At 31.2% G+C, this 9,818-nt stretch carries 13 protein-coding genes and 1 tRNA gene; 10 read left to right on the top strand and 4 right to left on the bottom strand.

Annotated features, from left to right (window positions below):
- The first annotated feature begins 193 nt into the window (after positions 1 to 193).
- Entirely contained in the window at positions 194 to 523 is a 330-nt protein-coding gene (locus HXN26_RS10250) for a DUF8184 family protein (protein ID WP_273161103.1), read from the top strand.
- A 232-nt stretch (positions 524 to 755) separates the two neighbouring features.
- Here the strand turns inward: HXN26_RS10250 and HXN26_RS10255 are convergent, their stop codons facing one another.
- The 3 genes from HXN26_RS10255 to HXN26_RS10265 all read right to left on the bottom strand — a co-directional run bounded on the left by HXN26_RS10255 (position 756) and on the right by HXN26_RS10265 (position 2,360).
- On the bottom strand, positions 756 to 1,241 hold the full coding sequence (locus HXN26_RS10255; protein WP_273161104.1) for an Imm26 family immunity protein: 486 nt from the start codon (positions 1,239 to 1,241) through the stop codon (positions 756 to 758).
- A 96-nt stretch (positions 1,242 to 1,337) separates the two neighbouring features.
- On the bottom strand, positions 1,338 to 1,793 hold the full coding sequence (locus HXN26_RS10260; protein WP_273161106.1) for an SMI1/KNR4 family protein: 456 nt from the start codon (positions 1,791 to 1,793) through the stop codon (positions 1,338 to 1,340).
- 93 nt (positions 1,794 to 1,886) lie between these two features.
- Positions 1,887 to 2,360 (bottom strand): SMI1/KNR4 family protein, encoded by a 474-nt coding sequence (locus HXN26_RS10265; protein ID WP_273161108.1) that lies wholly within the window; start codon positions 2,358 to 2,360, stop codon positions 1,887 to 1,889.
- Positions 2,361 to 2,556: 196 nt separating this feature from the next.
- Between HXN26_RS10265 and HXN26_RS10270 the strand changes: the two genes are divergently transcribed.
- From HXN26_RS10270 to HXN26_RS10310, 9 genes are all read left to right on the top strand, one after another.
- Positions 2,557 to 2,829: a hypothetical protein gene (locus tag HXN26_RS10270; protein WP_273161110.1), complete on the top strand. Its 273-nt coding sequence runs from the start codon at positions 2,557 to 2,559 to the stop codon at positions 2,827 to 2,829.
- 104 nt (positions 2,830 to 2,933) lie between these two features.
- Entirely contained in the window at positions 2,934 to 3,188 is a 255-nt protein-coding gene (locus HXN26_RS10275) for a filament-A percursor (RefSeq protein ID WP_273161111.1), read from the top strand.
- Positions 3,189 to 3,198: 10 nt separating this feature from the next.
- Positions 3,199 to 3,753, top strand: a complete 555-nt coding sequence (locus HXN26_RS10280; RefSeq protein WP_273161113.1) for a hypothetical protein — start codon at positions 3,199 to 3,201, stop codon at positions 3,751 to 3,753.
- Between the two features lie 544 nt (positions 3,754 to 4,297).
- The gene (locus HXN26_RS10285; protein WP_273161115.1) at positions 4,298 to 4,777 is read left to right on the top strand and encodes a hypothetical protein; all 480 of its coding nucleotides are present in this window, start codon (positions 4,298 to 4,300) and stop codon (positions 4,775 to 4,777) included.
- Positions 4,778 to 5,332: 555 nt separating this feature from the next.
- Positions 5,333 to 5,551 (top strand): hypothetical protein, encoded by a 219-nt coding sequence (locus HXN26_RS10290; RefSeq protein WP_273161117.1) that lies wholly within the window; start codon positions 5,333 to 5,335, stop codon positions 5,549 to 5,551.
- A 968-nt stretch (positions 5,552 to 6,519) separates the two neighbouring features.
- Positions 6,520 to 7,026 carry a hypothetical protein gene (locus HXN26_RS10295; protein ID WP_273161120.1) on the top strand — a complete coding sequence of 169 codons (507 nt, stop codon included), beginning with the start codon at positions 6,520 to 6,522 and terminating at the stop codon, positions 7,024 to 7,026.
- 6 nt (positions 7,027 to 7,032) lie between these two features.
- Positions 7,033 to 7,206 carry a hypothetical protein gene (locus HXN26_RS10300; protein ID WP_273161122.1) on the top strand — a complete coding sequence of 58 codons (174 nt, stop codon included), beginning with the start codon at positions 7,033 to 7,035 and terminating at the stop codon, positions 7,204 to 7,206.
- A 33-nt stretch (positions 7,207 to 7,239) separates the two neighbouring features.
- Positions 7,240 to 8,618, top strand: a protein-coding gene (locus tag HXN26_RS10305; RefSeq protein WP_420541279.1) for an IS3 family transposase whose coding sequence is annotated in 2 segments (ribosomal slippage) — positions 7,240 to 7,585 and positions 7,585 to 8,618 — 1,380 coding nt in all. Because the reading frame shifts where the segments join, the coding sequence is not laid out codon by codon here.
- Positions 8,619 to 8,986: 368 nt separating this feature from the next.
- On the top strand, positions 8,987 to 9,238 hold the full coding sequence (locus HXN26_RS10310) for a hypothetical protein (RefSeq protein ID WP_273161123.1): 252 nt from the start codon (positions 8,987 to 8,989) through the stop codon (positions 9,236 to 9,238).
- Positions 9,239 to 9,497: 259 nt separating this feature from the next.
- On the opposite strand, the gene HXN26_RS10315 is transcribed toward HXN26_RS10310, so the two are convergent.
- A tRNA-Ser gene (locus HXN26_RS10315) sits at positions 9,498 to 9,582 on the bottom strand.
- Positions 9,583 to 9,818: the final 236 nt, after the last annotated feature.

The following is a 9,818-nucleotide window of genomic DNA, read 5'->3' on the forward strand; positions in this document are numbered from 1 at the left end:
ATGAGAGTTCTTTTGGACCTTATAAAAAGAATCAGCATAGAGCTTGTCAATACAAACTTTATGCTGAAATATTGTTTTTAAGGGACGACTAGATACCAATAAAAAACATTTGATATGTAGTATCGGCGAAAAATCTGTTCCTGCTACCATAAATACATATTTCCATATTAATATGTTGGGGTTTAAAGTTGTAATGGATAAATGGAAAAATATTAAAAGTAATAACGACCTTGATAAAATAGACTTATTTTTTACTGGCAACAAGTTTGAACATCTTTATATAAGTAAGGTGAAAAATTATAACGTTATTGATTCCATAAGGATATTTAACGAAGAGGTACAATACTTTGTTGTAAAAAACAAACCACAGTTTATAAAAGAAGTTATAAGAGAAATATCATTATGCGACGATTGTATCAAAATAGACACAGAAAGTAATAGCTTTAATTATAAATTAGATGTAAACAACAATGTTTTATCGTTTTTACACAGTGCTTTTAAACTAATAGAGTTGCCAAAATAATGTTTCGCTAAAAGAGAATTACCATAGAAAGCAGAACTCTATTTGCTACAAAATTGTGATATTTACGCCTGTTTATATGGCTTTATATGGGTGTATTTTGTGTGTGATATACTGAATTTTGCCTTCTTAATAGGAAGATGAAAAGCAACAAAAAATTGTCTTTCGTTCCGTTTAAATACTATTATAATGCGATATAAAAGTAGAATTACGCACTATTTTCAGCATTTTCTTCTCAACTATATTTTTCTGGTAAAGGAAATATATCTTCATTTTCGGGATAGTTTTCTATATTGCCAGATAGCCATAATTCAAAAGTTTGATAGTTGTCGAAGAAACCATAAATATATCCTTTCTTTAATAGGGCTAAATATTCGTTGATTGGTATTTTTATTAAGTTGCCATGTCGCATAACTTGCGATTGTTCAACAAAAAGTTCTTTATTATAAGATAGAAATACAGCCAAATCGGGAAAACTAATATTCTCTTTTTCTAAATCAATATATCCTAGCAATTTCCATATCTTTTTTCTAACGGCTGTTTCTTTACATGCTTTATATGTTTTAAATCCAACACATAACAAATCATTTATATCTGTAACAGGCTTTTCGGCAATATAATCGAATATTCCAAAACTAAATTGTTCTATCCAGCATACATAAACATATTTCCCATTGGATAATGCTATTTCATAAACATTGCCATATTTATTTTTACCCATAACCTATTTATTATTTTTCGTTTGTGCCATTTTCCATTTCTATTATTTCCGATAAAGAGAGTAGGAAAAAACTGCTTTGATTAGAAAGGCTTATTTTTAAGAACCTAATTCGATAAAGTCTTCAAAATAATCTTCAAACGACGAGAATAGCTTTTCTGGTTTTCCAAGAATCATTTTTTCTGTACCATTATATGCAACATTTACCCCATAAATAGTGCTATCGTCTAATTCTTCTTTTTCAGAAACCTTGTATAAAGTAAGATATTCGCCCACTTCGTAATTAAGTACAATAAAATTGTTTGAAAGATTTAGTTCATTTCTCATTTGCTTCGTAACTTCCACAACCGAATAACTAACACTATTTTCATCTTTTGCTATACCCAATATATTTACATCTCCAAAATTGCACATTCCACATTGCGATAAAAACATTTTGTATTGCTTGGGAAGTTTAATATTTAGTTCGTTTTCAACATTAAAAATTTGTTCGTTATCAGCCCCTAACCAATATTCAAATTCTTCGTTTTGTTTTAATTTTGTTATATAGTCCATAAATATTTTATCAATGACGTGTAAAAATGCCCCCAAAAAAGTAGTTGTTATTTGCAAATGGTAATAGCGTTTTATTTCATTAAATAGCAAGATTTATTTAAGCGTCCAATTCTCTAACGAAGAACAGAAATCATTAAAATTAGGAGCTATTTCTATTAATCCTTCTTCAATGGAATACTCATGGTAAAAAGCCTTAATTATTCCTGTTGAAATTTCTATCCAAACATCATTACCGCAGCCATCATCAGCAAAAGGAATATGAGTTTTTACAAAACATTCTAACTCCTTATCTTCTTCCAATAGAAGCTTTCTATTAGTAATTATATCTTCGATTTTTAAAAAGAAACCTATTTCTATTTTATCCCAATCAGCTTTTTCAACAGAATAAAATAAGTGTCTAAACATCATGGCTTGCTTTGGAAAAAAGACACCATCGTAAGTTTGATAAAATTGAATAAAGCTATTTATTTTATCACCAGTAATCTCCAATAACTGCCTTATTTCCAACTCTGAAAGTAGAGATTTTCTACCTTCATAAACTAACTTACTATCTGTAAATAGATTCATTTCTTATTTTTATTATTTATATACACCTTGCTTGTACATTGTAAAACCAAAAGTTTACAACTGCAAATATAGTTAGTTTGGCTGAAAAATCATCACCTTAATTTAATAAAATCTATTTTATATTGAACGTTTCAAACAATATCATGATTTAAACTTACGTTATAAACGTAAAGAATTACACAAAAAAAGAAAACGTATGCTGGAGATAGATGATAAAAATGCCTTCTTAATTTCGTCGGATATTAAAGATTGGCAAGCTAAATATGCAGATGTAGAAAACTTGCCAATAGAGTTTTATCTGAAATATAAAAACATATTGTCTACTTATAAAGAATTAGGAAAGAGCAAGAAAGAGGTTCTATCATTCTTTTCCAAAATTGCAGAAGATAACAAAGAAAGCTACGAATTTGTAAACGAGATAATTGATTTAATAGAAGGTTATTGTCGTCCCGATTTTAAAGTGTGGTAAAATAAGTCTGAATTAGCACACAAGGAACTTGAAGCGGCTGGTAAAAAACAATAAAATAAACTACATTTAATTATCATAACGACAGAAAAAGTGAATTTTTAGTTATGAAAACAATAATAAACTCTTTGATTGAGCTGGTTGATATTTCCGACAATAAAAACAGAATAGAACTATATAAAGAAATGTTTCAAAAGCTTAGAAATGAAACTGAAGAGGAACAATATCAGCTGATGAAACTTTTTTATTCTAATCTATGTGGGCTGTTGGCACATTCAGAAATGAAAAGAAATGAATATGATAAATTAAAGCTGCTTTTAGAACATTTTCAGAATACATACCCATCACACGAAGAACCGTAAAATACTGACTATGAAAAAGATATTCAATATAAAGGTAACAATTTGGTCGAAATGGAAAATTATAATAATTTTCATTATCGCCTCAGGATTCTGCACTTACGCATATAATTTTGTTTTTCCAGGTAGACCTAATTCATACCATATTGTGAAAGTACTTGGAGGACTAATAGTGTTTTCCATTATATTTATATACAAAATACTTCTTTACTCTTTAAGAATTGAAATTGATGATGATGATATCTCTTTTTACAAAAAAAACGTATTGGTTTATAAAAATTCAAAAGATAAACTATACAATTTGAGAATCTTAAAAAACACGAGAAACGACATTGTAGAATTAAAAATATGTTTTGAAGATAGAGATTTAATTTTGTATTCTCCCATAAAATTAAAGTACAAAGCTCAAAAAATTGACAATATAGAAGATCTGTTTCATTATCTTGTTAAGAGCTATAATTTGAAACGGAAAATAGTTTACGGCAGAGTACTCGGATTTGGAAAGAAATATGAAAATAAACTTATTAACGAATACTGGAATAAGAAATATATAACATCTGATAACTAAAGAAAGAATGATGAGACACTAAATAAAATAACTATATTTACAGTTGTGCACTTTTGTTTGTCAACGTACAAGCACCAATCAAATACACAATAGAGAAAATTGTTGAATTGATTAAGAAAAACACGGCAGTGATGCACAGATTATCTTTTACTGTACGTTGTTATATGAAAAGCTTTAATGCTCGTTGGTAGAAAGGTGATTAAATTTACACAAGATATATAATTATAAGTTATCAAGCTAAATAAATATGTTAAAACTAGGACTTACTAAAGATGCACCCGGTGCAAAATGGTGCAAGATATGGGAAATAGAACAAGAACTATATGAGTATGAAGCAGAAGGTTTCATGAATCGTTAGATAATCTTACACCCAAAGACGTATATTTAGGGCAAGGGGAGAAAATCAAAAAGATAAGAGAAATAATAAAGCAAAATTCAATCAAAAAAAGAATTTTTGATAATAAAACAATGAAATATCAGAGTAAATAACTACATTTGCAGTTGTGCACTTTTATTTGACAACGTACAATAAAAAGAAAAAATATTGAAACATTTCATTTTTATAATTATAGGTTTCTTTTTATTTCTTATCCCCTGTACAGCGCAGGGGATAGGAAATACTTCATCTATAGGTTTGAGCTATTATGAGTTACACCATTCCAATCTTCGCAAGGAAATATTGGATATAACAATTTCTTATTTGAAAAAGAAAAATATTCCTTCTTCAAAAAAAATGTTAGTAATGACTTTAACGCGCAGAAGTAAAGGGACTCTTATATCCATAGACTTACTGGATAAAGATGATGTTAGATATGATAATAAAATATTTGGATATACAAAAATTTTAGACTATACGTTCATTTTAAGAGGAGATGAAAAAAATTGGATTATAAAAAGGCTATGTAAACATAAAATACGATTTACTTTTTGCAAGAGGGCACCAATGGCAGATGGTGTTATTTCTTGGCTTTTTTTCCAATCAGGAAGGTCTGTGGAACTATTGTCTTTTAATGAAAATTGGTAAATAATGGGGGCATACTCTAAATCGGGAGTTAATGCAGTATTCCCTATTTCAATTTTTAAATAATATTGCCATAATGTTAAAACATTTCATATATATAATATCTTTGTGCTTCTGCATATCTGCAGAAGCACAAAGATTGAATAAAGAAGTTTTATATGATGATGCTATATGCAGACTGCATAAAATTCTGTTGCAAGCTTCATATTTAAATACTTCTGATACTCTTTATATTATTCTAAATGACAAGAGTATTAAAGTAAAAAAAGTAAATATAATTTCTAATGACTTTCCGCAACTTAGAGTAGGAGAAAGTCGTTCTATATATATACTAGACACAATGGAATCTCATGGCAAAAAACTATGTATACATTTTAATATATGTCAGTTAATACAGGAGTCTATTTCAAAACGCCGAATAGTTTCATCAGGATGTTTCGTATTTTTTTATAAAGTAAGAAAGAGCAAGTATTATTACTATACTTATAAAGATTATGGGATTTAGTCGGTAATGCTCCAAATCGGGAGTTATCCCAATAACTACCTGATTCTTAAAGAATGAGTATTAAGATTCCAACCGTTCCTTCCAATGGTTTTCAAAATGTAATCTATAAATATGATAACGGAGATACGTTTACATTAGTTCAAGGAGCAGTTTCACGAAAGACAGGAGATAAAGTAGAAATAATACCAGGTAGTGGTTTATTCGCACCTGTAACAGAAGTTAATACGACAGGACAATTGAAATCAGTTACTAAAAAGAGTCAAGATGATTAGAGTCATATCATTAACCTTTTTGTTTCTTCTTGGGTCATCAGTGATGGCTCAAGAAGAATATTTAACCTTAAAATGTGTAGATATTTTCTATACAAAAACTCACAACTTAGGTTTTGTTAATAAGGTTATATGTTGTCGTAATGAAATGAATGGAGATACATTAATGATAAATCAAAAGATTCCTATCACCACTGTTTATGATGGATTTAGGATCTATGACAAAGGATTACTTAATGGCATCTTTCCACGCAAGAATAATGTATATATAATTGTTATACAACCAATAAATGTTTCTGTCATAACCGATCTTCCGTACAATTATTATGCTATAAACTGCATCTTTGAAAATGATAAATCTCCTAGATTTTATGAGATTACAAAAAACACAAACGATAAATATCTTGGTAGTTATCAGAGATACATAGATATAGATAATAAGCTATACTTGATAGCCCATATTTCGAAGTTGTATGGCGACTGACGAGAACGTGAAACTTATACATACAAGTATTAGACATATAAGTAATGCTCCAAATCGGGAGTTATCCCAATAACTACCTGATTCTTAAAGAATGAGCATTAAGGTTCAAAGCAAGTCATCAACCCATTGAAGGACAGTGGATAGACGGAAATGAGACTTTAAAGAATATGATTATAAATTCTAAAAAAGAAACTATCAAAAATATGCAAGAGGAATGAACAGTTATAAGAAATTAGAATGTGATTAGCCGTGGTCAAATATGTAACGCTCGTTGGAGTTGATCATTCAGCTCCGACGAGAATGTATTTCCTCATTGCTAAAAAAAATATTTATGAGTTCATGGGCAGGATACCTTTCCAATTGAGGGCTTATGCTTGGATTTATATTTTTGAACTACTCCTAGTAAGTTACTACGCTTTTCGTAAAGAATTAATTGACACTTATAGATTTATAACGAAAGTAGATTTCACAAAAAAATCAATTCACGATGAAAATAAAGGTTTACATAACATCCCTTCTTTTTTTTCTTGTTGGCATGAAAATAAATGCTCAGAACGAAATACATGTTGACACTATATCATTTTGCTATTTTAACGGAATCACAAAACAAGCTCAAAATATAAATGAAATTCAAGTTACAAATAATTCAAGCGAAGATTATTTAACATGGATATCATTGATGCCAATAAATAAAAAATCGAATAATGATTTAATCTACGATTTCTTTAAAAAAAGAAAGGGTGATTTCAATTGGATTGAAATGATGTATGATAACTTACTAAATAAACGATCAACCTGTATAGGCTACTCTTTTGTCAAAAACATTGCGGTCGGTAAAACTTTCTCCTATTTCATTTCCAAATCAGACACAGAATTTTATGCAAATAGAATCGTTATTATCAAGAAGAAGGAAGTTGAAAAATGTTTAAGAATACAGATTGATGAAAGATGTTTTTTCAATTTATCTTGTATTTTTCTGACTGGGAAAAAATAATAGGAAATGGATCGTAACACAAAGACTATCAACTATCCCGACCATCCGGAGAACAATGTGAAGTATCACTATGGCGGTATCAACTCTTCTTACAACCGCATCGGCAGATTGATGCTTCGTGAGTGTACGTTGTCAAACAAAAGTGCACAACTTGACCTCCAATTAAGTTTGGTGTTTTAGTTATAATTATTAATAAAAAAGTATATTTGCACTATGACAACAAAAAAGAATTTTTCAGTAAATCCTAATCAAAGTTCTTCGGAATCCTTATTAAAGGATATTCGTCGTAATACGAAACGTATTTTCACTTCAGAACAAAAAGTTTTGATTGTGATGGAAGGAATCCGTGGCGAACATAGTATTGCCGAGCTCTGCCGTAAATATGGTATATCAGATAGCACTTACTACAAATGGAATAAGGATTTTATCGAGGCAGGTAAAGCTCGCCTCGATGGTGATACCATTCGTGAAGCAACAAGCGACGAGGTAAAGGAACTTCGTCAGGAAAACATTCGCTTAAAAGAAGCCCTTGCCGATTTGGTAGTTAGATATGATGTTGTAAAAAAAAGCTTGAAACTCATCGAATAAGCCCTATGCATGAATCGTATATACGTTATAGTGCGGAAGAGAAAGAGAGTATCATTCTAACAATAAAACGTTCAGAGTTAAGTATTGTTCAGGCACTTAAGCGTTTAGGAATTCCAAGGCGTACCTTTTATAATTGGTATAAGAAATATGCTATAGGAGGTTTGAATGCTCTCAGAGCAACACATTGTAGAGCACCGACAACGTGGAACCGCATACCTGATAATATTCGACAAATAGTGGTTGAACTTTCTTTAGAGCATCCAGAGCTCATCCCTAGGGAATTGTCAGTTCTTTTATTGGAAGAGAGTCAGATCTTTGTTTCAGAGTCAAGCTTTTATCGTATATTACACGAAAGAGGGCTATTAGAACGTATGGAGCATGATTTTATCTTTGCAGCTGATGAATTCCATCATAAGACTAAATTCGCCAATGAGATGTGGCAGACCGATTTTACCTATTTCAAAGTCAAGGGTTGGGGCTGGTATTATCTCTCTACTGTAATTGATGACTACAGCAGGTATATTATCCATTGGGAGTTATGTTCGAGTATGACTTCTGATGATGTATCCAGAACTATAGATAAAGCAATTGAGAAGGCAGGAGTTACATTCCAGAATCCTCCTTGTCTGTTATCAGATAATGGACCATGTTATATTGCTTCCTCTCTCAAACAGTATCTCTGTAAGGAATATAATATCAAGCATATCCATGGCAAACCCTTGCATCCTCAGACGCAGGGAAAGATAGAACGATATCACAGATCGATGAAAAATGTGATTAAGCTAAATCATTATTTTTGTCCCTCTGAATTGGAAAATGCTATCGATGGGTGGGTGAAATATTATAATGAGAGAAGGTTTCATGAATCGTTGGATAATCTTACACCTAGAGATGTATATTTGGGGCAAGGGGAGAAAATCAAAAAGATAAGAGAAATAATAAAGCAAAATTCAATTAACAAAAGAATTTTTAATAATAAAACAATGAAATATCAGAGTAAATAACTACATTTGCAGTTGTGCACTTTTGTTTGACAACGTACAAGCAGGAGACTATCGGACTTTCAAATTTTACGTGCAAATAAGGTAGTAAGGTCATCTGGAAGATAAGCAAAGTAATTTAAGGATATTCTCATGGAATACCCAAATCTCTGATTTGAGGAAGGCTGCCGTGAGAATTTCTTTAAATAGCATAGCGGTACTTTGTGTTCTTACGACCTTGCTTACCTTTGCAAAGGAAAATTAAAGCCAGATACGTCTACTGTAGAATAGTTGAAAACTAATCAAGATAGATATTTTGAAGATTTATCACTCAAAATATCGTATATAGGGCTTATTTTGTAACTTTGGAATAATCTAAGACAATAAAGGCTATGGTAAAGGTAATACATGTGCAACTGATGGAAGGGAGGAAGAACTATTATTTCGGATCTATTCCTGCAATTTATAGTGTACTGACAGCAGAAGATATTGGTATCAAGCAACGCTCATTGAAAAGAGTAGGGCTAAGCAAGGGAGGAGTGGTGCTGAACAAGAAGGCTATCATTCGAGCTTCGGAGTTGATTAGGGCGAAAACGAACCGCAAGGGAAAGGGAATTGAAAGTGCTGAAAAGTCCACTAAATGAAACGTTTGATATAATCTGATATAAAAGGTTCGATTCCTACTTTTTGCGACTTCTGTTATTAGCTGATAAACAGATAATTACAGATGCTGAATTTTCTTTACATGAAAAAGTATTTTTCAGCTTTGAACAAATTTTCGGAGAAAAAAGTGGGGCAAAAAGTAGGGCAACTTTGGGGCAAAAAGTGGGGCAACTTTTTAGTATAGATATATAAAAAGTCCCTAAGTTGTTGTAGCTTAGGGACTTAACTCGCTGTGCGATGCGGAGAGAGAGGGATTCGAACCCCCGGTGCCTCTCAGCACGGCGGTTTTCAAGACCGCTGTAATCGACCACTCTACCATCTCTCCAATGGTGATTACCATTTGCTTATTGTGAACAAGTGGTTGTTCCTTTAAAGCGAGTGCAAAGTTAAGGAGTTTTTCTGAAATACAAGCAAAAGATGCAAGATATTTTTACACGTAAACCTTTTTTAACAAACAGGCTCTCATTCTTATTATTTTCTAATGGCTTTGGCTTGCTTTAGTTTAAAGTTTGGCGTAATGGACATTTGGTAGGCTGAAAGCTCACGGAACGCTTTTATTTA

It is taken from the genome of Prevotella aurantiaca (assembly GCF_015262605.1).
Classification (GTDB): Bacteria; Bacteroidota; Bacteroidia; order Bacteroidales; family Bacteroidaceae; genus Prevotella; species Prevotella aurantiaca.

Coding starts and splice junctions, on each gene's coding strand:
- HXN26_RS10310 (WP_273161123.1), top strand. CDS start 8,987: ATGGTAAAGGTAATACATGTGCAACTGATGGAAGGGAGGAAGAACTAT.
- HXN26_RS10265 (WP_273161108.1), bottom strand. CDS start 2,360: ATGAATCTATTTACAGATAGTAAGTTAGTTTATGAAGGTAGAAAATCT.
- HXN26_RS10295 (WP_273161120.1), top strand. CDS start 6,520: ATGAAAATAAAGGTTTACATAACATCCCTTCTTTTTTTTCTTGTTGGC.
- HXN26_RS10290 (WP_273161117.1), top strand. CDS start 5,333: ATGAGTATTAAGATTCCAACCGTTCCTTCCAATGGTTTTCAAAATGTA.
- HXN26_RS10250 (WP_273161103.1), top strand. CDS start 194: ATGGATAAATGGAAAAATATTAAAAGTAATAACGACCTTGATAAAATA.
- HXN26_RS10260 (WP_273161106.1), bottom strand. CDS start 1,793: ATGGACTATATAACAAAATTAAAACAAAACGAAGAATTTGAATATTGG.
- HXN26_RS10275 (WP_273161111.1), top strand. CDS start 2,934: ATGAAAACAATAATAAACTCTTTGATTGAGCTGGTTGATATTTCCGAC.
- HXN26_RS10255 (WP_273161104.1), bottom strand. CDS start 1,241: ATGGGTAAAAATAAATATGGCAATGTTTATGAAATAGCATTATCCAAT.
- HXN26_RS10280 (WP_273161113.1), top strand. CDS start 3,199: ATGAAAAAGATATTCAATATAAAGGTAACAATTTGGTCGAAATGGAAA.
- HXN26_RS10300 (WP_273161122.1), top strand. CDS start 7,033: ATGGATCGTAACACAAAGACTATCAACTATCCCGACCATCCGGAGAAC.
- HXN26_RS10270 (WP_273161110.1), top strand. CDS start 2,557: ATGCTGGAGATAGATGATAAAAATGCCTTCTTAATTTCGTCGGATATT.